Here is a 23681-nt window from a genome sequence, read left to right on the forward strand (position 1 = left end):
GAAAACTAGCGCATTTCAAATCCCTAAATACATTTATTTTTCCAGTAATCTGTGTGTAATTAGAACGGAAGGTCGTCTCCACCATCGCCACCAGCGGGCATTTGAGGAGCGCTATAATTAGGCATTGGATCAGTTCCGGGAGCCGGAGCGGCCATTACAGACTCCATACGCCAGGCATCAAGGTTAGTGATGTAGTTTACTTTACCATCTTTTTCCCATCTGGTACCTTTGATATTGAAATAAACTTTAACATTCTCACCTTCATTGAACCGGTCAACGATACCAGTACGATCTTGTACCGACTGGAACTTAATATAGTTGTTAATAACACGGCCGTTGATGTCGTCAGACTTTTCTATAACGAATTCTCTTGTTTTAAAAGTTTCGCTACGTTGCACCGTATTGTACTTCACAATCAGCTTTCCGGTAATTTCAAAACTCATAGAAAAATTATTTTAAATTCAGAAGGGTCAAAGATAAGGGTATTCGTGGATGCTTGCATAAAATATTTTTAATAATAACCGGGCGCGCGGATATAAAAAAATAGTTTGATTGTTAATAGACTTAAATCCATTTTTTTAAATGGAGATACTAACATAGTTTTGCACCCTCTTCGTGAAAAGTGTTAATATCTCAACTTACTAAAGTGAACAATCTTTTACGAAGAAGGCATCTGCGATATTATTTTATCTGTTATATATCCATAATTGGATAAAAAGGAGAATAACGATGGTAAATGACCTGTTTAGCAAGAGGGGAACATTGATGAAATCCTTTCTGGTGGCGGTAATAGGACTATGGTAATGCTAATAAGAAGGAGTTTAGGAATACTGTAATTAGGAGAATATAAACAAGGGTAGATAAATTTTTTTTTTCAACATTTTCTACAGATATTCGTCGTCCTGTCTGAAAATTTTTCAACATCCTGGTTGAGAGATTAGGAATTCGAGAACTAAGCATCCTTAATTAAGAAACAACTAATTTTTTTTATCTCAATGAATAAAACTTGCGAACAAGTTTGGGAAAAGTGTCTTAATATAATTAGGGATATAGTTGAATGGCAGCCGTTTAAGACATGGTTTGAACCAATTAAACCCATTAAACTTGAAAACAATGTTTTAACCATCCAGGTCCCCAGCCAATTCTTTTATGAATATTTGGAAGAGCATTATGTGGGATTATTAGGGAAAACAATTAAAAGAGAATTAGGTAAAGAAGCCAGGTTGGAGTATCGCATTGTAGTAGAGAATGGTACACCACATCAACATCCCAAAACAGTAAACATGCCTACGCAGTTTACCAAACCTCAGAAAGACAATGAAGTAGATTTCCCCTTAACCATTCATAACCCGGTTAAGAACCCTTTTGTAATCCCAGGAATTAAGCGCGTACAGATCGATTCGCAGCTAAATCCTAACTATACGTTTGATGCGTATGTAGAAGGTGACAGTAACAGAGTTGCTCGTCGCGCTGGTAAAACTGTCGCAGAAAAGCCCGGTGGTACCTCTTTTAACCCTCTTGTTATATATGGGGGAGTAGGTTTAGGTAAAACGCATCTGGCGCAAGCAGTGGGCAATGATGTAAAACGTATACATCCCAATAAAGCCGTTCTGTATGTTAGTGCCGAAAAGTTTATTAACCAATTTATTGATCACTCAAAAAACAATATTATCAACGACTTTATTCATTTCTATCAGCTGATAGATGTATTGATCGTAGATGATATCCAGTTTTTTGCAAGAGCAGAGAAAACCCAGGATGCTTTCTTTGCTATCTTCAACCACTTACATCAATCCGGTAAACAACTGATCCTAACATCAGATAAAGCACCGAAAGATTTAGATGGTGTGCAGGAAAGATTATTGAGCCGTTTTCGCTGGGGATTAAGCGCCGATATTCAGGTGCCTGATTTCGAAACCAGAATGGAGATTCTGGAAATGAAAATGCGCAACGATGGCCTGGAAATGCCTAAAGAGGTGGTAAAGTACGTGGCTTATAATATTCAAACCAATGTAAGAGAACTGGAAGGCGCTCTCATTTCATTACTTGCCCAATCTTCCCTGAATCGCAAAGAAATTGATCTGGAACTGGCGAAACGTGTATTGAAGTCGTTTGTTAAAACTTCTTCCAAAGAAATTACCATCGAAAGCATTCAGAAAATGGTTTGTGAATATTTTGATGTGCCTTACGATAAACTGTTGCAGAAAACCCGTAAGCGTGAAATAGTACAAGCCAGACAGATAACAATGTACCTTGCGAAATCATTTACAAAGAATTCACTAAAAACCATTGGAGAACACTTTGGAGGCCGTGACCATACTACCGTTATTCACAGCTGCCAAACTGTTAAAGACCTGATGGATACAGATAATAACTTCCGCGATAGCGTGATTGAATTACAACAGAAAGTACAACTTGCTGCTATGTAGCCTGTATTTAGCCCTGGAACCTTATTGCTCACAAAGGAGTAAAGAAAAAAAGAAGCATAAGATTTAAAATCTTATGCTTCTTTTTTTATAAAGCTATAAATGCTCTGAAACCCTTCTTTTCTTTCTGGGATCAAAAAGAAAAAATCCAAATTGCTCAAATGGAACTGGAGAAACGTAAGCATTAATAATCTTGTTCTAATGCTATAAATTGATTAAAACCTTTCTTTGCTTTAAACATCCAGATTGCTTATAAAAGACCATAGAAAACAAAGAATGCTAAGGTTTTAAGAAAGTATTAAAAAACTTATGCTTCTTTATTATAACACTATTAATGCTCTAAAACCCTTACGTAGCTTGGTTTTATTGATTTCTTAGCGGGCAAAAAGAAAAAATTTTTCCAAAAAAGTGAAAATGCTTTTGGAGAATATAAAACTTTGATTATTTTTGCAACCCCTTCAGAGACATACACAAAGGGATTTTCGGTGAGGTGCCTGAGTGGCCGAAAGGAACGGTTTGCTAAACCGTCGTACGGGTTAAACTGTACCGAGGGTTCGAATCCCTCCCTCACCGCAAGCTTTAAAAGGATGGACGCAAGTCTGTCCTTTTTTAGTTTTATATCTACCCCAAATTATATCAACTATATTATTCAAATGAATTGCATACACTTTTCCATTATCCTTATCCGTTATCCTAACCAATAGTTAATCTCCACAGAATGTAGGATATATATACTATTTTCATGTATCCAAAATATACCATTACTCTGCTTACCGGCAAATGAATAACAAATTATTGTCATAGTGTCTGTTCCGTATTAAGCCCGGAAGTATCGAATAAATAACAGGAATTCACAACTCATAGTATCTGATTTGGAAATGTTCATCAGACTATAGATAGGTTCTTCATGATTGTTGCAAATAGGTCAATTATCCGGTAGTTATTGTACTTGCTTTTTCTTTTATCAACACAATAATTTCTCACCCTTTTAATTTTTCTATTATGTTAGTTCTTGAAAAAAACTATGTCGAATTTCCTGGAATCACCGAAATCAGTCCTTATGCAGAAGCTGTACAGGCTCACACCCTTACTTTTGCTGAAAAATTCAATTTGTTACCGTCTGTAAAACCTTTGCTATGGTATCAAAAAGCACAATTCGGAATGCAAGGAGCACGCGAATACCCCGATGCAGGGTTTAATGACTTATGCCTGGCAGGCGATTTACTCACCTGGTTGTTCTCGGTTGATGATAAATGCGACCGCGCATCCAGCAATAAAGAAGAAGCTATTGCAATGGAGGTATTGTTATACAGATTAATTGATATCCTCGAAAACAAAGGAACCAGGTTTAAAGATGATGTTTTCAGTACAAGCCTGATAGACTTGCTCGCAAGATTCAATGCCATCAGTACTCCATTTCTTTATCAATTATTGTGTAAGCATATTGTTACTTACCTGAGAGAATGTTTCTATGAACTGGATATGCAAACCATGAATTATCTGCCGTCGGTCGACGAATACTTCAAAGTACGTCCAGATACCGGCTTCTCTATTATGTTTCCGTTAGTTGCTATTTTTCAGCGTTTGAATTTACCTGACGAAGTATACTTACATCCGGTAATGCAGGAAATAGAACTTATTCTAAACCTGGTTGGCGGATTAGGTAATGATGTTCATTCATTTCACCGTGAGAAGAATCTGGAAACAACAGGTTTGAATCTCATCTTCATTGCTCAGCATGAATTAAAAATATCGGAAGATGAAGCATTTAGTTATGTGATAAATGAGCACGATCAGTATCTGGAAAAGCTGGAAATAGCCTGCTCACAACTCCCATTCTGGAGCCCGGCAATTAATACCCAGGTAGATGAATACGTATTAGGTCTGAAAAAAATTTTAAGAGGATATTACGACTGGGCTACGATAGAAAGCAAGCGTTATACTGCTGCATAACGTAGCGGAAGTTGTTTCGACAGCTCCTGATACAATTCCTTAAAGTGTACTGGTTTTGTAATAAAGGCTGCTGCACCGGCTTCCAGTAATTCATCTTTTACAGTGCTAAAGGCGTCTCCGGACACAATAAGTACGGGGATGCCTTTTAGCTCTTTACTGATATTGATTTGAGTAAGCAATTCTTTTCCAGACATCCCAGGCATATTCAGATCAGAAATGACAACAGTAGGCCTGTGTTCTTTAATCAGGGTTATAGATTCGTTTGCATCGCTGCAAATAATTGGTTGAATTCCCATTTCTACCAATACTTTTCTTAATAAAGTACTACTTGGTAAGTCATCTTCAATTACCACAGCTGTGGCTCCGAAGAAACAATTCTTGCGATATTCAAATGCATGACTGACAGATACTGCATCCGTTGCTATTTCCAGTGGAATATTAAATCTTACAATAGTCAGATCTTCATTGTTGGGTACCAGCATTATCTTACCATCAAATAATTCTACCAGATGTTTGGTAATTGCCAGACCCAGTCCTGTGCCCTCGGAGAGCTGGCTACGGGTAGTTACAAAAGCATCAAAAATTTTATCGGAGACTTCTGGTTCTATTGCACCTTCATTCTGTATTTCAAAAACGATTAGTTGTTGATCTGCGAAACAGCTGAACAGAACGGTAGAGTTATCCGGAGCAAATTTAACAGCATTGGAAAGTACGTTGTTAAAAATCTTTGTGAGCAATAATTTGTCGCTATTAATAGCTATAGGAAGCTGATTACAATAATTAATATTAATAGCAATCCCTCTTGAGGCGGCAAGGTAACTGTTCATTGCAACACATAGTGTAATGCATTCTTTTAAGTTTACCGGCTCTTTTATTAAAACATAAAATTTCCCCGAATCTATACGCGACATATCCAATACATTGTTGACAATGTTTCTGGTTATATATGAGGCGGCATACAGGTTTTCGATTTCCTGTTTTTCGTGTTGACTATAACTATTTTTACGTTGCTGTAAAAATTGAGCATTACCGAATATGGCGTTTAACGGAGTTCTTAATTCATGAAAGGTTTCTCTCAGAAAAGCACTTTTTCGTTCGGAAACTTCTTTAAGCTGACGTTCAGATAATAGTAAAACCTGTATTTTGTTTAGGTAAGTGGCCATAATCAGCGCAATCAAAACAAAGAAAGCAGCAGAAGTGGTACCTCGCATGGTTGATTGAATAGCCGGACTAATTGCAAGAGGGGTGATAAAATGATAGCTCCGGTTAAACTGCACAGCAATACTTAGGATTACTACTAAAGCCATACAAACGACGACGATCTTTTTCTCTTGATAAACAATAAAAGTACCACTGAGGTGAAAAATAATGAGGAACAGAAAAGCACTTAAAAGTTCTGTTGAAATAGCTGCATCCAGTACGATACTCCAATAGACAGCAAAAATGCAATGAACAACAAGCATAACAAGATTAGCTTCTACATATTTCTTATAGCCATTCAGGAAAATTACGGATAAAAAACTGCAGGTTTCAATAAGCACAGGAATAAGTATCAATAAAGATCCTGTTAATTGGTAAAAATAGGAGCCTACTCCTACTACCATAGCGCCAACAATTAAAGCAAGTGAATTAATGATCATCACTGACTTTTTATTGGCCTGATTCTTCATGCCTTCAGTTCCTGCCAGAACGGGTTTTCCAAGAATACCTAATCTCATTTTGAGGGTGATTTTTTTGGAATTTTCAAATACAATGTAGGAATCAGTAATAACGATTCTACTAAGATAGTAATTATTAAATTCATTCTTTGGGTGTCCAAATCCAATCGGTTTTCAATAAAGTGGCGATAAGATACTAAAAATCACTAGATTAATGATTGACGATAAAGGATGAATAAAAAATGAACAGCCAATGTACCAGAAATGAACAATTGTGAATATTTTTATATGTCTAATTATTTTTTAATTAATGATATATATCCTGGCATTGTAGGTGTATGCAAAAACAAAAAAATAAGTCATGCTATCCAATTATCTTAAAATAGCTATCCGCAATCTATCCAGAAATAAGTTGTTTTCTGTTTTGAATATTATTGGATTATCTACAGGCATAGCATGTAGTGCACTGATTTATTTATGGGTAACAGATGAAATAAATTTCGATAAGTTCCATAAAAACACGGATAGGATATTTAGGATTACTGCCCAAATAAATGAAGTAAAAGCAGCTTTGGTTCCTATTCCCCTGGCAATGGCTGTAAAAGCCTCAGAGCCGGATGTAGACCTGGCCACCCGGGTAGTGTCGCTGGAAGCAATGGTGACAGTGGGGGCTAAAAAGTATGAAGACAAACATATCCTCTATGCTGATAGCAACTTTCTGAAGGTATTCACATTTCCGATGCTGGCCGGAGAGCAAATCAATCTTACCAAACCAGGGGAAGTGTTGTTAACAGAAGCCGGTGCCCGAAAGTATTTTGGAGATCCTCAATATGCTATAGGTAAAATGCTGCATGTTGATAATGATTATTCAGGAAATGATTTAATGGTAGCAGGTATATTGACAAATGTGCCCTCTAATTCTCATTTACAATTCGATATGCTGCTGCCTATTCAATTATATGAGAAAACCATGAATCAGGCGCAGGCCTGGGGGAATTACGACGTATTTACCTACTTGCTATTAAATGGTCATTTCAATCGTTCTGCCAAAGAATTAAGTGCTTTGGAGAAACGAATAATGAGTATTCATAAGAAAGAAGATATCACAAATACAAAAGCAACGTTAAGCCTGCAATCTCTCTCTGATATTCATTTGCATCCTGGATTAATGTTGGATGTGGAAGGAATTGGAAACAGGGAGCATGTTAATATCTTTTCTCTTGTAGCCATTTTCATTTTGCTAATAGCTTGTATAAATTTCATGAATTTGTCTACCGCTCTTTCAGGCGGCCGGGCTAAAGAAGTAGGGCTAAGAAAAGCTATTGGGGCCGAACGTTATCAACTGATTTTCCAATTCCTTACAGAAACGATGATACTGGTGTTGGTGGCATTACTTATAGGGTTATTTCTGGCATTTGTTCTATTGCCTGTTTTTAATCAGCTTACCGGCAAAAGTATTTCTATGCATTTAATCACTTTCAGGTTTTTGTGTACCCTGGTCATTGGTGCTATTGGCATTGGTATACTTGCTGGTAGCTATCCGGCTTTTGCTTTATCCTCATTTTTGCCTGTTAAAGTACTTAAAGGTGCAAAGGCTATGAGCAATAAGGGCTCATTGTTTAGAAGCAGTCTGATTGTCACGCAATTTTCTATTGCTATTATTTTGATGATTGGAACTATAGTTGTTTACCGCCAACTGAGTTTCATTCAAAACAGAGATATAGGATATAATAAAAATGATCTGGTATATGTTCCCATTCCTAAATTGGGTAATCTGGTTCAACATAATCAATCACTCAGAGCTGCATTAAGTGAAAAGCTTGATATGGATAATGTTACCATTGTCAGTCACCTGCCAACAGACCTGACAACCGGAACTCAGTCGGTTTATTGGGATGGAAAAGATCCGCAATTCCGACCGCTGTTTTCCCGGATGTGGGTAGATTATAATGTGATGAAGACGTTTAAAATGACCCTGAAAAGCGGTAGGTTCTTTAGAAAGGATGACATAGCCGATGAAAATAATTATGTTGTAAATGAAACCGCATTAAAGGTGCTGAATGTTGATGCGAATTCGGCTATAGGTAAGAAACTAACGATAGATAACAGAACTGGTGAAATTGTAGGCGTATTGAATGATTTCAACTTTAAAGCGATTCAGCAACCAATTCAACCATTGTTTATGCACAATGCCAGTTCGGGAGATTTTAATGGTAATTCAGGATATGTAGTTGTAAGAACCCCTATTAGCAACGTAGAAAATGTAAAAGCGGAACTGCAGGTGGCATTCAATAAAACATTTGGTGATTATCCGTTTACCATGGGATTCATCAATCAGGATCTGGAGCATTTATACTATTCGGAGCAACGAATGGGTAAATTATTCAATATCTTTTCCGTACTGTCTATCCTTGTTTCCTGTCTGGGGCTATTCGGGCTAACAGCCTATGCAACTCAGCAACGAATCAGGGAAATTGGGATCAGAAAAGTACTTGGAGCCAGTGTAGTTAGTATTGTAGGAATGTTATCCAAGGATTTGCTGCTACTGGTGGTAATTGCCATTCTGGTATCGTTCCCGATCGCTGGTTGGGTAATGCACCAATGGTTATCGAACTTCGTTTTCCATGTTTCTTTGGATTGGTGGATCTATGCAATGGCCGGTTTTATTGCGGTTTTTGTGGCGTTTATTACTATGAGCTTTCAGTCGATAAAAGCAGCCCGCTCAAATCCAATACAGAGTTTAAAGACAGAAGGATAAAAATTTATAAAAAAAATATTCGTTCCAAATGTAGTGCAGTAAAGGGTTTAGGTAGATGACTTGAAAATGTAATGCGAAAAATATCAGGCAAATTTGTTTTTATGTAAAACATTTTCATACATTTGCACTCCGCAATTGAAGCAGTGACAGGCAATAGGCCAGTCGAAAAAGCCCAAAATGCGATCGAGTATAGTTTTCGGGGCGTAGCGTAGCCCGGTATCGCGCCACATTTGGGATGTGGAGGCCGCAGGTTCGAATCCTGCCGCCCCGACTGAAAAGGACAGGAAAGTATTATTACTTTCCTGTCCTTTTTTATTTACTTCCAGTCTGCCTCAATATTTCAATCAGATTCAACCACACCTCCATAGGGGAAGAATCTCGCTTCTTATATTTAGCCCTCCTAAAATTCTATCCTTGTCAAAATTTGCGTGCACTTCCGTTTAACCACAAGACATCTTTTCATATTTGATATCTAATATTCCCCGCACTAATCCTCAAAATTTTGATATTGCTCCTTTAAAAGTATTTTCATATTTTGATTATCACTCCTATTTCTGATGTATTGAGCCAATTGCCTTGTGTATTTACAATTGTTGAGTAAGCCTAATCCCTAAACCAGTACTTAAATTTGTAACTATGAAATCATTCAATTTTAGTGCAATTGTTTTTTCTGTGTTGCTTCTGACTCAAATAGCTGTTCAGGCCCAAAACAATTTGCCCATAATAAAGGCAACTTCCAGGGCAGTAGATGTGATTGATGGAGATGATTTCCGAAAGGGTGCCTGGGGGCTTCTGCCGGAGAAAAAGCCCGATGTGTATCATGTACTCATTCCGCATAAGCCGCACCGTGTAATGTTCCGTACCGATATTGATTCTATTGCTTTTGATACCCAATACGCTGGAGTTTACGATTTTATCATTGTTTTAAATAACAAAGACAGTTGTTATACCCGGATTCTGGCAATGGAAAATAATTTGCTGCATTTTTCCAGTAGTAGAAAAAGTACAGAACAGAAAAGTGATACCATACCGATGACCATTGGGCGGAATGATAAGATTTTTATTAAGGCAAGTATTAATAATTCAGCTCCTTTAAATTTTCAGTTTGATTTGGGAGCAGGTGGTAGTATCATTAAAAAAGGATCTGTTGATAAGATTAAAATGGACTTTGACGGAAAAACTTTTCTGATCAATTCTGACGGCCGCAATGAAGTACCTACCAGCAGTAAAAATACACTGGTAGTAGGACCGATGCGCTGGGCAAATAACATTACATTGATTGTGGGTGATAATATGGACCGTGGTGAAGATGGGCTGCTGGGCAATACCTTATTTCAGGATAAGGTAATTGAGTTGAATTACGACAGCAGTATTATGGTGATACATGATACTATGCCTGAAATTGGAGATAAGTATACCAGGCATAACATAATTTTAGATGGAGGAGTGGTACCTTTTATACAGGCCAGCATTAAGGTAAATGGAAACTTGTATACCGATTGGTATATGTTTGATACGGGTTATTTTGGTTACCTGAGAATTTCCTCAGATCTGTACAAAAAGCATCAGCTAAGAGATAAGGTAGAAAAGGCTTTTAGCTTGCGGGGCAACAAACTTATATTGCCTGGTTTCGAGGTGGGTGGGCATTTGTTTACCAATGTTAATGCAGTGTTGGAAAAGGCGCACCAGGATGGTAATTCAAGGGGCTTGATAGGTAACAGCCTGCTAAAAAGGTTTAATGTGTTTCTGGATAATAGGAATGGATATATTTATCTAAAGCCCAATAGCTTGTTGTATGCCCCTGATAAAGGCAATTCTTTGGGGGGCTGGACAATTTCAATAATCTTATTGCTGATCATTTTACTTGCTGGGGTTTGGATAATCAGAAAGAAAATGTTGAAATAGATCTCTGGCACTTAGCGAATGTATTGTGAGGTTATGAATTGATAATTGCATAGTTGTAAGTAATAAGAGAGGATATCTCAGCAGTAATTTGAGTGCCCTCTCTTATTATTTCAAGAGAGAACTACAATACCTGAAATCGCGACCCTTTTTCCTTTACATAAAAATAAATTTGCGCAACCGAAAAGTTGCGCTTATATTTGCAACTGATTAGTTGCTTATAAAAGGCATACCATGAGAAGAGATATATTTCAGGCAATAGCAGACCCGACGCGGAGGGCCATTTTGGTATTAATTGCATTACAGGCAATGACCCCTAATGCAATTGCGGAGCATTTTGATATGACACGGCAAGCGGTTTCGAAGCATTTGAAAATATTGACTGAATGCGAATTAGTGAAGCAGGAGCATCAGGGCCGGGAAATTTACTATTTACTTGAAATAGAGAAAATGAAGGAAATAGATAAATGGTTAGAACAGTTCAGAAAGATTTGGGAAACACGCTTCGAGCAGCTCGATGCACTTTTAGCCACTATTAAAAAGAAATAATAATGAAACACAATCTGCAATTCGATTTTGTAGCAGACAAGCAAAAGAATACGCTTACCATCAGAAGAGAGTTTTTGGCTGACCGTGAATTGGTTTGGGATTGCTATACCAAAAGCGAGCTTCTTGATCAATGGTTTGCACCAGCTCCATTAACAACAAAGACTAAGTCGATGGACTTCCGCGAAGGTGGTCATTGGCATTATGCAATGGTGGAGCCTAACGGTACCGAATATTGGGGATTGACAGATTATTTGAAAATTAAACCAGTTGATTACTACACTGCATTAGATGCTTTCAGTAATGAAGCTGGTGAAATCAATACGGCACTTCCTCGTGCAGAATGGCTGGTAACGTTTACAGACAAAGGTGAAAATGCTTTGGTGGAAACCATTGTTACCTACAAATCTCTTTCCGATCTGGAGCAGGTTATTCAAATGGGTATGGAACAGGGAATGATTGCAACATTAGAAAAACTCGATAACCTGTTAGAAAAACTAACTGGTAGAAAATAAACCATAAAAATTATCAACTATGAATAAAGTAATTGTTAATGCTACTATTAATGCAGATGTTAAGAAAGTCTGGAACTATTATACACAGCCAGAACACATAACGGAGTGGAACTTTGCCGATCCTTCCTGGCAGTGTCCTTCAGCTTCCAATGATATGAAAGTAGGCGGAAAATATTCGGCCAGAATGGAAGCAAAAGATGGGAGCTTTGGTTTTGATTTCGAAGCTACTTATAATGAGGTTGTTGATGGTGAATCATTCACCTATACAATGCCAAATGGCCGTGAAGTAACAGTTGATTTCAAACCTGCTGGTCAGCAAACTGAAGTTATTGTAAAATTTGATCCTGAAACTGAGAACCCTATTGAAATGCAAAAAGGTGGCTGGCAGGCAATTCTTAATAATTTCAAAAAATATGCAGAAACAAACTAATTAAGGATGTTTTATTTTGATAATTAGAGAAGGTATGTAGATGTCTACTTACCTTTTTTATTTTGATCTACTTTCCATAAACTTACTACTGAAAATGTCAAATTGAATTATTATAACAAATTTTTTAAAGCTTGAATTTCTTTATCAATAGCTTTTATTTCGGCCGGAGACTGTGTAAGGGATTTCGCTTTTTGGTAGTGTGAAATGGCTAACTGTACATGATTTTCGCTATAGAGATAACCCAGTAGTGAATGGTAGTAATAGTTATCTGAAAGATTGAGCTTCAATGCTTCCTGAATGGAAGTTTCAGCACCATATACTTTTGCATAGGCAAAAGTTCTGTTTAATGCTGTAATAGGGGAATAATCAATTAGAAGTAATTCATTGTAAAGCGATAAAATATTTTCCCATTTATTTTTATTTCCGATTGTAGTATGCCAATAGGCAATTCCTGCTTCCAGATGGTATTTAGATAGCTCGTTGCCGGTACAGGCGTTTATAATAAAATGATGTCCTTGTGTAATTAATTCCTGGTTCCATAATGAAGTATCCTGTTGGTCGAATAAGATCAATTCTCCATCGGCATTGAGACGTGCCTGTAATCTGGAACTCTGATAACAAAGTAGGGCAAGCAGTGCATTGGTTGCCGGTGTATTGGTAATATTATTGGTAGTAAGAATTAAGGCCAGACGTATAGCTTCAGAGCATAAATCCTGGCGAATTACCTGATTTTCAGAGGTGGATAAATACCCTTCATTAAAAAGAAGATATATGGTTGTATGTACAGCTGCTAACCTTGAAATCAGTGCTTCTTTCTCCAGTGTTTTAATCTCAAAATTGTCTTCTCTAAGTTGTTTCCTCGCCCTTTGTATTCTTTTTCTGATAGTTTCAGGGTTAGATAAAAAAGCATGTGCAATTTCTGTAATGCTAAATCCACATAAGATTTGCAGAGCCAGCGCAATTTGAGAAGAAGGAGGATTAATGGGGGAGCAAACGGCAAAGATCATAGCAAGTACGCTATCGTTGATATTTTCTGGGCTGAATTCAACTTCGGGTAACTCCGATTGTGAAGCAGCTTGAAGCACAGGAGATACTTTATCATTAAAAATCTTTTCATGCTTTAGATAGTCTTTCAGTTTATTTTTAGCGACTGTATAAAGCCAGGCGGTTGGATTTTCGGGAATGCCCTTTTCTGCCCAGGAATTCATGGCAATTAAAAATGTTTCACTCACAATATCTTCTGCAATGGCAATGTGTTGCAGACCAAAATGACGGCCGATTACGGCCGTCATTTTAGTATATTCCAATCTAAACAGATTGGGTAAGAGCTGATGAAATGAAGTATTTTGTTCCTCCACTTACATTAGTTTTTTTCGTTAGGTTGAAGCACTGCTCTGATCTCCACATTACCACCATCCTTTAGAATTGGATTCTCCTGGGCAATTGCAATTGCCTCTTCAATTGTTTCAGTTTTTACAATCATGTATCCACTGATAAATTCTTTGATTTCAGTATATGGCCCGTCTGTTACCACATTACCAGGCTTTACGGTTTTAGCCTGGGTAGCAGATAATCTGTTCCCTTTATCTGCTAATTTATTTTGAGCGGCTACGCTCGCCATCCAGTTCATTCTTTCCTGCATTTGTTCAGGAGATGGATTGGCATGTGGATTAGTGCTGTTTCTGAAGATTAATAAGAACTCTTTCATAGTCTTTCAAGTTTTTGTTTCATTGAAATGACGACCGAGATATTCGATTTGGGACAATTTCCTTCAAATAATCTGAAATATTAACAAATCACCTGAGCTTATTATAGTAGTATGATATTATTTAATATAAAACTCAGTTAATTATCGTTAAAATTTATCTAGTCTTACTATCAATTGGTTGATAAAAGAACATATTAGTTTAAATTTGCAATAACTATGCGAAACTAATACTTGTCACACATTAGAGGGTTTAATTGTCACACTGCGGTGTATCCTCTTTTTTTGCGATGCCAACTAAAAACCTAAAACCTACCAACGATGAAAGTAAGCGGGTTCACCTACATGCGTAATAGCTTTACATATGGCTATCCTGTAATACAATCCATTAAATCTGTGCTGCCACTTTGCGATGAGTTTATTGCTGTGATAGGCAAAAGCAATGATGGTACACGCGAAGCAATTGAGGCTATCGGTGATCCAAAGATCAAAATTATTGATACAGAATGGGATCCAAAGCTAACCCAGGGTGGAAAGATCTTTGCACAGCAGGCTAATATTGGTTTAAAAGCCATTACTGGCGATTGGGCTTTTCATATTCAGTCTGATGAAGTAATTCATGAAGATGATCTTCCTGAAATTAAACAGGCAATGATCGATAATTTTGAGAATAAAGATATCGATGGTTTCCTGTTCAGATACCTCCATTTTGTAGGTGATTATAAGCATATTGGTACCACTCGCAGATGGCATAGCAGGGAAATACGCATATTAAGGAACGATCCGGCGGCCTTTTCGTACCGCGACTCGCAAGGATTCAGAAAGTATACTTCAGAAGAAGCTTACCATAGTGGCACAGAGAAGGGTACTAAACTGAAGGTAAAACCTTTGAACGCACGTGTTTTCCATTATTCCTACTGCCGTAATCCATATTTATTAGGTGGAAAAGTAAAGAAGTTTCATAGCTATTACAATCCTAATGAGGCGAGTGTAAATGATTATAAAGAGGAAATCTCTTTTGATTTCCATAGTGTAATTGATGTTTTGTCGCCCTACATCGGAACCCACCCGGCAACCATGAAAGAATTGATTGCTGCACAGGATTGGGTATTTAAGTATGATGCAACCAGAGGATCATTTACACCCCGACATAGAATGTTGTATGAGATTGAAAAGATAACGGGTTGGAGAATCGGAGAATATAAAAACTATAAATTGGTGAAGTAAGTATAATAAAAATAAAAAAGCAGGCTTATTGGTCTGCTTTTTTTATTCAGTTATACCGTTAATTCGAAAAGACTGGAATGTCCGCCATAATGTGCCGGTAAGCTGGCATGGGCAGCAACAGGAACAACCCCCAGATAGTTAAACCCGCAGCTAACGTAGTAATTGTTCAGCCTATCATTGCCACTTGTAGTATCCATTCTGACAAGCGTTTTATTAAGACTTTTTGCATATTCGCGGGCCCAGGCAACAATGTTTTTCACATAGCCTTTACCGTGATAGTTGGCATGTACGGATATGCGATGAATGTAAATGGCATCAGGGGTATCTTTCTCTTGCCAGATCAAAGGATCATCGAATGTAATAGCGAAAATGCAAGCAATGGTATCATCTTCCACAATCTTCCAGGAACGTTTTTCAGCGATATCTGTTTCCAGTAGTTTTTTATCGAACCCTAACCATTGGCTACCTCCTACTTCTTTCTGATATTGAGTTCCGGCATTCAGGATATCAATAATTGCATCGATGTCGGAAGGCACTGTATTAATAATTTTCATAGCCTAAATTTTTAAACAAAAATCTATGAAAGATTTAAAATAAAACAGATTCAGTTTTTTTATTTTTGACCATATCAGATTTTTAGAATTAAATAGATTGAAATAATTTTTTACAGATACTTGTTTTTATGAAATAATATTTCCTACCTTTGCATCCCACAAACAAGTCGACGGGGCGTAGCGTAGCCCGGTATCGCGCCACATTTGGGATGTGGAGGCCGCAGGTTCGAATCCTGCCGCCCCGACTGAAAAGTAAAAGCGCCTTCAAGTCTTTGGATTTGAAGGCGCTTTTTAGTTCGAAGATTTCAGATTGTTTATAGAATAAGTTTTAAATATAGTCACCATTCAAAATTGCTGCAGCTTCAACGTTAACTTCTTCTTCAATTTCGTCTTTTGTTGGATGTTTTGCAATTCGTTCAATTTCTTTCAATAAAGTTTCGTCTTTAGTTTTCCTTGCAAGTGTTACTAATATCCATAACTTCCAAATACCATCGTTTGTTTTCAAAATCTCAACTATGTCAGGAACCAATTTATCTGAAAACGGCTCCAGAACTTCTGCAATGTGTCTGGCTATTGGCCAATTGATATCTTGAAGCCATGTCAATAAGTCGGGAACAATAGGCTTTATTTCTTCAAATGAAAGTTTTTTAAGCTCTGCAATTACTTTCTGGTCGTCCTTATGTTTAGGGATCATTTCTTGGATGTCCATTTTGATCTTAGTTTATATTAGGTAACAGGTTGGCTCACAAATTACAATTTAGCCAAAATTCAAAACTCCTATTTTCATCAAATCTTCGACCAAAAGGTTCGAACTCGGTCCAGACACCCCGACTAAAAAAAATAGCTTTTGGCTCCTGCCAAAAGCTATTTTTTTTATACCTATTTGTCTTCTCTTAGGAAAATGGGTGGTCATCAGCAATCAGCTATTGGGCTCTCCCAATACTTATAGTTACAATCCGCTGTAAGCTCTTCTCTAGATTTTTGTTTCAAATCTGTTCTTTGCTTCTTGCGTCATCGGAGTAAAGAAATTAACCAGATTACCATCGGGATCTCTGAATAATAGTGAACGATTGCCCCAGGGCATAGTGGTGGGTTTTTGTACAACTTCTTCACCAAGTATGTTGGTCAACTGCTGGTATTTGTTATCAACGTCATCAACCTGGAATTCAATTATAACCGACCTGTTGTTGGAGGCACTGGCAACATTATCTCCTCCAAAAAAAGCTAAAGTATGTGTACTTCCTATAGCCAGGGCCCCAAGTGATGTACGTAGTTCAGCAAAATTATCCGTATACCAAGTAAAAGGCATTCCAGTGACGTTCTCATAAAACCTAACGAGGCGTTTAATATCAGCAGTAATAATACGGATGGAGGATAAGTTCATATTGTATTTTATTTTGTTTAGAATAACATAAAGCTATTCTGCTTTGTTTAGAATAGCATAAAGGTATTCTGCCCAGGTGACAGCCCTATGTCAGCAGTGTGCCGTAATATTTATATAATTACCAAATCTACCAGCAAATGCCGGGCCGTGGAGTCTTTATCCTGGATCTCAATAATATCAATTACAAGTGGTTTGTGCAAAGAAGATTGGAGCATAAAGAGGCATGAGAAATAAGGCTTTTTGAAAATGGCACCTAATTCTGACATATTCTTCGTGCATAAATACCGTATTTATACTGTTTTTAAATTTAACTATTTTTTGACCTTTATAAACAGATTAAAGATTTGGGTCTTTATCCAAAATGGCATTGATTATTGAAGATAAATATCTCTCATATTTCTAACTAATCCCTCAAAAAAATAGCATTTAGTTGCTGCTCTACTCTTACTAATTTCTGCAGGATTTACCCGCTATTTAATTTAATACATTTTTTAACCCCTCCATTTTAACTATGACAAATAGCAAGCATTATACCCCAATGGCCCGCATCCACATTGAACGGCAGGGCAATTTTATTATTTCACTCGAGGCAAGACCTCTTAATTTTCACGCAAGAATTTCTGTATGGCCCGGTCGCCAGGAGATTCTTTTTGTAAAAGGTGAACGGTGGACGCAGACGGAAATAGAAAAGCAGTACTCAGTAGGAGCTACTAACCGTTTACAGATTACTAAAACAACTGGTACGGAACATCCTATTAACCTCCATCAGGTTGTTACGGAAGGTGATAAGGAACTATGGCAAACAACCACTGACATTAAACCAAATGGTGAGTTTAATTGGTGAGGAGAACGAAGCGAAGAGAAGGTATCAGCTGAGGGAAGGGGTACTTTTTCTTCAGGGAGTGGTGTAGCATTTAACGGTTATTATTTTACTTGCTACTCTTTTTCTTTCGCAGCAGAAAGCCTGTTTATCTCAAGCTTTCTGCTGTGAATGCTATTTTCAACAAAGGTATAAGGAATGATGCTAGTAGCTTTTATATTTCGATTGTCAATTGTGTATTAGTAAAATAAATCTTGCACAACTTAACAAGGTTGTAATCTTTTAATACTAAGTTGTTTCGCCCTTCCTATTATTAACCGGCACTGATATTTTCTGTTAAAACGAGTAGCTCCATTGTTGTATCGGCTCGCTCCGCGAAACCACCTTAAGTTAACCAGAAAGATATCACCATTATTTAGTTGTACTTCTATATTTTTATCGTTAATATTCATATTAGAAATATTGCTTCAGATAAATAGTAGGCGAAAACCTGCAACCATAATATGTACATATGGTAATTGAACTTAGGGATATATTGTAAAATAAGTAAAAAGAAATAATTCTTCCGCTAACCATTAAAAAAAGTTTGTTGCTATAAATCCTCCAATGCTTTGCCACGGTTGTTCCATTCTCAGCTCGTAGGTAAGAAATACGATCAGATTAACCACAGACATAACAGCGAACGCAGTATAGTTATTTTTCCTTAATAGATCGTTTAGTAACAGCGCTACAGTAATTACAGTTATCAACAATAAAACATAGGTAACCGACATTGGAAATGAAATATGAAAATAAATTGTAAGCGCCCGGCCCAGTCCAGGCCCAATCATCAAAACACCTGTACCAATCATATAACGTAAATGATTGTACGTAAAACGACGATTGATGATCGCAAGACTATAAAACAGAGCGAAAGCGAGCATACTTAGTATAGGTAACACAATATCTCCTATTTTCACGCTATAGGGCAGAGGAGGTTCTGACCTGTTGAAGCCCATTTTTGCTAATAAAAATATAGAGATTACTACTAGTGGCGCAAGGAGAAAACTCGACCGCCCGATTACTCTATGAAGTGATAGCTTACCAAAACGGATGAGAAGCGGCTGGATGATCAGCATGATCATCCATGCCAACATTATAACTCCATGGAAATGTTGTATAAATTTAAATCCTTTAAAAGAAGGAAAGAAAATAAGATAAGTATTGTAAAAACCCCAGGTAAGCACAACCAGTATAAGTACAAATAACATACTTATACGGCTGTAAGGTATAGCGGTATTTGATTTCATTTTATTACATTGTTTTTTTCTTTTTGTTATTTTGCTTGTTCTTATTCTTATCCGGAGCTACAGGAGGCAAAGGCTGTGGATTTAGTTCAACTTCAGATGCTTTCGATACTTTTGATTGCTTGTCACCTCCCTTCCGTTCAATCTGACGACTCGATGAATCCTGTGCTGTTGATTTATATTTTTTAATTGTTTGGGCAGATGACCAGCTAAAAACAAATACTGTCATTAACATCAATAAACAAATCGCCTTTTTCATAAAATTTTATAATTTAAATGATTACATATAATTGAAATAATGTGAAAAATATATACTGAAAGATGTTGATTAGAAAACAAAATTTATGTAACGATTTGATCTGCTGAATTTTTATGGAGCTATAGTGATCTTTGATTTGTTCTGATTTTTGGGGCCAAACCACACAGGGGTCTTTTTACAAAGATCTGCTTTTTATCTGGTAGGTTAGTGGTAAATAATAGACTTTTTTTCAAGGTTCCCAATTAAATAAAAAACCAGAAATAGGTTGCTCTGGATGTTGAGATTCCCATTCCTGGTTTATTAGATCAATGCCTATAAGTGACTAAAGAAATATAGGCCTTCGACTGCTATATACCGTCATTACAATGTTTATCGTTTATATTCCATCTTTGGAAGTTTTATTGGCATTGGGTTTTCTATTACCCATTTTACTCCAAGTTCACATAGTCTGGCAGAGTTGCCTGCTTTTCGTTTAATTGCTGCTACTATTTCTTCAGCTTCGGCCAGTTCTTTAGCAGGAAGTTGTTTTCCTTGCCTTAAAAATGAAAGAAAAGCATCAGCCATTTTTTTATAATCACTATCCCAGTTTACTCCTCCATTGTCTTCCAATTCATATGCAATTTTCCCTGAGATTCTGGTAACTTCGCCTTGCATAGTTTCAGTAGCACCACTGGAAGGAACCAAGAGTTCCCAAAGTTCCTGATGCTGATCCTGCCAGGCTTCTTTTTTTATTGTAATTAAAGACTTGCCGTCATGCATAATACGTTTGGGAACTGGGCTCACTTCAAAAAGTTTGTATAACTCCTCCAGTGCATTACTTACTTCATCAACATCAGCCTTATTAAAATTAGCTCTGTGGAATTCAAATCGGCTGCCGATTTCTATAACAGATTCCTGCATTTGGGAAGTAATTCGAATTCCGGTATTCAGATATATTTGAGCCAGTTTAACGGTATTGGCAATATCTATATTGCTACAAGTCTTCAGTGCTTGATCTAAGGGAGTATGTTTATCTGAATTTAGAGTATCTGGTTTTGCACCATGAGCCAGCAGAAGTTTCGTGTTTTCAACGTTATGAGAATCTGCGGCGGCATGTAATGGAGTACCCACAGAACTACCGCCATTATTGACATCTGCTCCTAATTCCAATAAGCTTTCTATATTACCAAAGTAACTACGGGAACGATTGTGAAGAGCAGTATTGCCCCAGGTATCTGTAGCTTCTAAGTTTGCACCTTGTTCCACTAACCATTTTGCGAGAGAATGTGGACAATTATCATATGCCAATGCTGTTTGTTTTCCATAGCCTCCACGTGCATCTATTTCACATTTATTAAAAACCTCTTTCAGCTCCTGAAGGTCGCCTTTACTAAGAAGCTCCTCGAAATCTTTGGGCAGTGTTATTTTTTTCTTTGCCATATTAAAATGTCTGTTCCCGAAAAATAATTGTTTTAAATAGTAATAAAAAGAAAACTAGAGCATTTATATAATGCATAATATAATCTTAATTTGATGCGGTGAGGATTATTATTTGATCCATCAATTAATCATTACAAATGATTAATTGATGGATCAAAACGAAATATAGAATATTCGCAATCTGCAATCATATTTAAATGATGTATTTGAGCTCTGGTTTATCAAAACTAAATAGTATCTTTAATAGCGAAGTTAATCCCTTAACTTCTTGATATTAGATGACTATGCGTACAAAGAGTAATGCAATATATTCTTATCAGTTATAAATTTCCCCAGTAACGAGAATTCAATATCATTTATTCAAATACTTACTAGTTTTTACGTTATGAGCTCAGTAAATAAAGTTACCCCAAGGTGGTATGAGAAAATAGGCCCATGGGTGCTCAAGAATCGTTATATCATTTGTGCATTTGTAATATTTGCAATTGCGATATTGGGATGTTATGTATATTTCTCTTGTAAGTGGATAGCAAAAGATACCTTTCAAATTTGTACAAGTCTATTGCTTACAATCACTCTTTTTTTTACTGCTCTGAACTATGAATTTTCTGCATCCAAAACCATAAATGATTATAAAACAGCAAAGGATATTTTGACTTTTAATACTGCTAATGAATGGCACAAGGCCCCGCTCAGAGATTATCAGAAAACAAGCATAGACTTTGAAAATAGGTTTATGGCTATGGCTGAGAGGTCTGTTGAGGCTTTTGATAAATACTTTGAAGGTGAACAGGAATTCAGAGCCTCTCTAAAAGGAATTTTTAACTTTTTTGAAAGTACTTCAGTAGGAGTACATAAGGGATTAATAGACAAACAATTCATATTTGAATTTTTCTCTTATATATTTGAAATATATTATGTTGATTATTATTATTTTATCCAATATTATAGAAGAAAAAGAAACAGAGACACTATTTGGATAAATTTTACTAATTTAGCAGAGGAGTGGTGGCCAAATCTCCAATCTGAGGTTGAAGTAGGCGTAAAAAAATCGACAATTATTTCTTAATTTATTCAATTAAATTAATATGACTGTAGGTGATAAAATATAAAAATTGTTATCATTTCAGATAAATTCTTTAAGGCAAGAATTGGGAACACCAATTCTTGCCTTTTTTACTATTGTTTTGAAAACATGCGTATTATTTCATCCAATTGAAATTTGAATCGGCCAAAGAATCGCCCTATGAATTCAATATTATACTTTGTAATAGCCATACTAATTATTGTCTTCTACCTATGGCCCATTAAACGTAAACAATCAAAAAATGATCAACCTTCAATAACCATTCAATCCAATAAAGAGGCTACAGAATTCATAAACCGACTTGCCGAGCTTGGATATTTCAAATATGCAGATCCAAAAGATGTGGATTCTCTTAAAAAGAATATGATTGAAGAGTATGATCCGGCAGGTGAATTTCCAATGATCTGGGATGATGTACTGCCGCGTGCTAAAGATTACAGATATTACTTCTGCGATAATGAAGATCTTTTTGAACATGGTGGGTTCATTAGTATGCTTAATGATTTGAAACCAATATTTGCAAAAATTGGATTAACCATTGAAGTAAATGATCACTATGAATGTTACAACCAAATTTCTTTGTCTTCAGATCAAACAATTACAATTAATAGGGTAAAATATACCGTCTTTAAAGGATTTAAAGGGTATGGTTGGAATGAAGCAGTACAACGATTTGTAGAGATTATAAATGATCAGTTAGCACAACAAAATAAAGAAGATCGTTTATATCCTGTAGGTGGAGGAAATGATGGGAAAATAATATTACTATCGGACGAGCAGTTTAAGTATATCGACAGCGTTTACACCAATCCTAAAGTTAAACCTTTACAAGTTAAGGATTGGTGCAATGCCATGGACGTAAAATACATGGAGGTAAAGTAATTACGGACGTTTAGTTTTTTGAAAATTATCAACAAATTCCGCCAGGTCGAGTAACGGTAATAAGTCTTTCAGCTCTTCTTTTTTTGTTGGTGTATTCTGCAAATCGAAATGTCGAACCTTCATAACACAATCGTACTCGCCTAAAATATTGTCTACAAGCAGGAGGCTCGAATATGCTGCCTGGTTATAGTTTTCTTCAGTGATGTTATTAGCATAGATAATAAGGTCGAGTGTATCGCCTGTAATGATCGGGTAGAATTTCATGTTGTCCGGGCTCAGTTTTGTACCCTTCACCTCAAAATTCATCCCTTTAACTTTTTCTATTGGTATTCTTTGCCTGAATGCTACAAAGGTCCAGCCGTTAATTTTAGGGGCACTTTCTACTATTTTCTGAACAACAGGAAATAAGTCTCTATTACCATCTGCTGAAATTGTTACATTAATGGTGTTATTGGCAGGTGGCTCAAATTCAATTGCCAGGCCACCTTCGATGTTTTCTGCACTATCAAGAACCTGCCCCAGATATTTGTCGGGATTGCGCTGGAAATTTCGTAGTTCCTTTTCATTTGATTCAAACCATTTCCAAAATTTATCAATGGCACCCTGGTGCTTATCAATTACACTAGTTGGCTGAAGTTTTACGGTTGATGTTACCTGAGAATTACAAGCAACAAAAAACAATGTGAGTATTGCTAAAGTGAATATATTTCTTATCATTAGATTTATTGGTCTCCTTCATTTAACCATTCCCAATCGATTTTTTTCTAAATCAGGGATTCTGTCATATTTGTGGTCAACTAAAGTAAGAATTATTATTTTATCAATTACCTAAGATCAGGGCTCGATAATCAGGCAACAAAAAAGCCAGGA

The 23681-nt window shown here is 36.6% G+C and carries 22 protein-coding genes and 3 tRNA genes; 14 read left to right on the forward strand and 11 right to left on the reverse strand.

Annotated features, from left to right (window positions below):
* Positions 1 to 59 precede the first annotated feature (59 nt).
* A complete protein-coding gene (locus DVR12_RS12860) occupies positions 60 to 443 on the reverse strand; it encodes a DUF3127 domain-containing protein (protein ID WP_116976075.1) in 384 nt (127 codons plus the stop codon).
* A 552-nt stretch (positions 444 to 995) separates the two neighbouring features.
* On the opposite strand from DVR12_RS12860, the gene dnaA reads away from it, so the two are divergent.
* The 3 genes from dnaA to DVR12_RS12875 all read left to right on the forward strand — a co-directional run bounded on the left by dnaA (position 996) and on the right by DVR12_RS12875 (position 4379).
* A complete protein-coding gene (gene dnaA / locus DVR12_RS12865) occupies positions 996 to 2429 on the forward strand; it encodes a chromosomal replication initiator protein DnaA (protein ID WP_116976076.1) in 1434 nt (477 codons plus the stop codon).
* Positions 2430 to 2910: 481 nt separating this feature from the next.
* Positions 2911 to 2999: transfer RNA gene (locus tag DVR12_RS12870), tRNA-Ser, on the forward strand.
* 429 nt (positions 3000 to 3428) lie between these two features.
* A complete protein-coding gene (locus DVR12_RS12875; protein WP_116976077.1) occupies positions 3429 to 4379 on the forward strand; it encodes a terpene synthase family protein in 951 nt (316 codons plus the stop codon).
* Here DVR12_RS12875 and DVR12_RS12880 read toward each other — a convergent pair.
* Positions 4364 to 6097: a hybrid sensor histidine kinase/response regulator gene (locus DVR12_RS12880; RefSeq protein WP_116976078.1), complete on the reverse strand. Its 1734-nt coding sequence runs from the start codon at positions 6095 to 6097 to the stop codon at positions 4364 to 4366. The genes DVR12_RS12875 and DVR12_RS12880 overlap by 16 nt on opposite strands.
* Positions 6098 to 6398: 301 nt before the next feature.
* On the opposite strand from DVR12_RS12880, the gene DVR12_RS12885 reads away from it, so the two are divergent.
* From DVR12_RS12885 to DVR12_RS12910, 6 genes are all read left to right on the forward strand, one after another.
* Entirely contained in the window at positions 6399 to 8795 is a 2397-nt protein-coding gene (locus DVR12_RS12885; RefSeq protein WP_116976079.1) for an ABC transporter permease, read from the forward strand.
* A gap of 197 nt (positions 8796 to 8992) precedes the next feature.
* Positions 8993 to 9066, forward strand: a tRNA-Pro gene (locus tag DVR12_RS12890).
* A gap of 365 nt (positions 9067 to 9431) precedes the next feature.
* Entirely contained in the window at positions 9432 to 10700 is a 1269-nt protein-coding gene (locus DVR12_RS12895) for an aspartyl protease family protein (RefSeq protein WP_116976080.1), read from the forward strand.
* Between the two features lie 231 nt (positions 10701 to 10931).
* Positions 10932 to 11246, forward strand: coding sequence for an ArsR/SmtB family transcription factor (locus tag DVR12_RS12900; RefSeq protein WP_116976081.1), 315 nt, complete (start codon positions 10932 to 10934; stop codon positions 11244 to 11246).
* Between the two features lie 2 nt (positions 11247 to 11248).
* Complete coding sequence (locus DVR12_RS12905) at positions 11249 to 11758, forward strand: SRPBCC family protein (RefSeq protein WP_116976082.1); 510 nt, start codon at positions 11249 to 11251, stop codon at positions 11756 to 11758.
* A 19-nt stretch (positions 11759 to 11777) separates the two neighbouring features.
* Complete coding sequence (locus tag DVR12_RS12910; RefSeq protein ID WP_116976083.1) at positions 11778 to 12188, forward strand: SRPBCC family protein; 411 nt, start codon at positions 11778 to 11780, stop codon at positions 12186 to 12188.
* A gap of 110 nt (positions 12189 to 12298) precedes the next feature.
* On the opposite strand, the gene DVR12_RS12915 is transcribed toward DVR12_RS12910, so the two are convergent.
* Positions 12299 to 13546 carry an RNA polymerase sigma factor gene (locus DVR12_RS12915; RefSeq protein ID WP_233522384.1) on the reverse strand — a complete coding sequence of 416 codons (1248 nt, stop codon included), beginning with the start codon at positions 13544 to 13546 and terminating at the stop codon, positions 12299 to 12301.
* 5 nt (positions 13547 to 13551) lie between these two features.
* A complete protein-coding gene (locus DVR12_RS12920) occupies positions 13552 to 13896 on the reverse strand; it encodes a YciI family protein (protein WP_116976084.1) in 345 nt (114 codons plus the stop codon).
* Between the two features lie 318 nt (positions 13897 to 14214).
* On the opposite strand from DVR12_RS12920, the gene DVR12_RS12925 reads away from it, so the two are divergent.
* Positions 14215 to 15120: a glycosyltransferase gene (locus DVR12_RS12925; protein WP_116976085.1), complete on the forward strand. Its 906-nt coding sequence runs from the start codon at positions 14215 to 14217 to the stop codon at positions 15118 to 15120.
* Positions 15121 to 15170: 50 nt separating this feature from the next.
* Here DVR12_RS12925 and DVR12_RS12930 read toward each other — a convergent pair whose 3' ends face one another.
* Positions 15171 to 15674: a GNAT family N-acetyltransferase gene (locus DVR12_RS12930; protein ID WP_116976086.1), complete on the reverse strand. Its 504-nt coding sequence runs from the start codon at positions 15672 to 15674 to the stop codon at positions 15171 to 15173.
* Positions 15675 to 15845: 171 nt separating this feature from the next.
* On the opposite strand from DVR12_RS12930, the gene DVR12_RS12935 reads away from it, so the two are divergent.
* Positions 15846 to 15919: transfer RNA gene (locus DVR12_RS12935), tRNA-Pro, on the forward strand.
* Positions 15920 to 16002: 83 nt separating this feature from the next.
* On the opposite strand, the gene DVR12_RS12940 is transcribed toward DVR12_RS12935, so the two are convergent.
* Together DVR12_RS12940 and DVR12_RS12945 are read right to left on the reverse strand one after the other, a co-directional pair.
* Positions 16003 to 16383, reverse strand: a complete 381-nt coding sequence (locus tag DVR12_RS12940; protein WP_116976087.1) for a DUF5071 domain-containing protein — start codon at positions 16381 to 16383, stop codon at positions 16003 to 16005.
* A gap of 264 nt (positions 16384 to 16647) precedes the next feature.
* On the reverse strand, positions 16648 to 17058 hold the full coding sequence (locus DVR12_RS12945; protein ID WP_116976088.1) for a VOC family protein: 411 nt from the start codon (positions 17056 to 17058) through the stop codon (positions 16648 to 16650).
* Positions 17059 to 17569: 511 nt separating this feature from the next.
* Between DVR12_RS12945 and DVR12_RS12950 the strand changes: the two genes are divergently transcribed.
* Positions 17570 to 17902 carry a hypothetical protein gene (locus tag DVR12_RS12950; RefSeq protein WP_147323452.1) on the forward strand — a complete coding sequence of 111 codons (333 nt, stop codon included), beginning with the start codon at positions 17570 to 17572 and terminating at the stop codon, positions 17900 to 17902.
* Between the two features lie 551 nt (positions 17903 to 18453).
* On the opposite strand, the gene DVR12_RS12955 is transcribed toward DVR12_RS12950, so the two are convergent.
* The 3 genes from DVR12_RS12955 to DVR12_RS12965 all read right to left on the reverse strand — a co-directional run bounded on the left by DVR12_RS12955 (position 18454) and on the right by DVR12_RS12965 (position 20842).
* Positions 18454 to 19167 (reverse strand): hypothetical protein, encoded by a 714-nt coding sequence (locus DVR12_RS12955; protein WP_116976090.1) that lies wholly within the window; start codon positions 19165 to 19167, stop codon positions 18454 to 18456.
* A 4-nt stretch (positions 19168 to 19171) separates the two neighbouring features.
* Entirely contained in the window at positions 19172 to 19423 is a 252-nt protein-coding gene (locus tag DVR12_RS12960; RefSeq protein WP_116976091.1) for a hypothetical protein, read from the reverse strand.
* Positions 19424 to 19792: 369 nt separating this feature from the next.
* Positions 19793 to 20842: an ankyrin repeat domain-containing protein gene (locus DVR12_RS12965; protein WP_116976092.1), complete on the reverse strand. Its 1050-nt coding sequence runs from the start codon at positions 20840 to 20842 to the stop codon at positions 19793 to 19795.
* A gap of 385 nt (positions 20843 to 21227) precedes the next feature.
* Between DVR12_RS12965 and DVR12_RS12970 the strand changes: the two genes are divergently transcribed.
* Together DVR12_RS12970 and DVR12_RS12975 are read left to right on the forward strand one after the other, a co-directional pair.
* The gene (locus DVR12_RS12970; RefSeq protein ID WP_116976093.1) at positions 21228 to 21911 is read left to right on the forward strand and encodes a DUF4760 domain-containing protein; all 684 of its coding nucleotides are present in this window, start codon (positions 21228 to 21230) and stop codon (positions 21909 to 21911) included.
* A gap of 177 nt (positions 21912 to 22088) precedes the next feature.
* Complete coding sequence (locus DVR12_RS12975; protein WP_116976094.1) at positions 22089 to 22811, forward strand: hypothetical protein; 723 nt, start codon at positions 22089 to 22091, stop codon at positions 22809 to 22811.
* Here DVR12_RS12975 and DVR12_RS12980 read toward each other — a convergent pair whose 3' ends face one another.
* Complete coding sequence (locus DVR12_RS12980) at positions 22812 to 23528, reverse strand: hypothetical protein (protein ID WP_116976095.1); 717 nt, start codon at positions 23526 to 23528, stop codon at positions 22812 to 22814.
* Positions 23529 to 23681 lie beyond the last annotated feature (153 nt).

It is taken from the genome of Chitinophaga silvatica, assembly GCF_003419895.1.
In the GTDB taxonomy this organism is placed as follows: domain Bacteria; phylum Bacteroidota; class Bacteroidia; order Chitinophagales; family Chitinophagaceae; genus Chitinophaga; species Chitinophaga silvatica.